The organism is Microvirga pakistanensis, from assembly GCF_004458765.1.
Taxonomy (GTDB): domain Bacteria; phylum Pseudomonadota; class Alphaproteobacteria; order Rhizobiales; family Beijerinckiaceae; genus Microvirga; species Microvirga pakistanensis.
Map to the genome: position 1 here is coordinate 1 of NZ_SPJX01000699.1, position 223 is coordinate 223.

Sequence of the window (223 nt, forward strand, 5' to 3'; positions counted from 1 at the left end):
CGCGCGGGTGGTGAAGCCGAGGATCTCGACCTTCACGCCGCAGCGCTCGAGCGTGCGCGCCAGAATGTCGGCGCAGGTGGCCGCCACCGTGATCGGGCGTCCGCGCATGGAACCGGAATTGTCGAGCAGCAGCGTCACGACCGTATCGCGGAAATTGGTGTCCTGCTCCTGCTTGAAGCTCAGGGGCTGGAAGGGATCCATGATGATGCGCGGCAGGCGCACC

1 protein-coding gene is annotated in these 223 nt (G+C 66.4%); it reads right to left on the reverse strand.

From position 1 onward, the window contains the following. Positions 1–223: cobaltochelatase CobT-related protein (locus E4K09_RS26790; RefSeq protein WP_425293796.1), on the reverse strand; the 223-nt coding region annotated here is incomplete at both ends.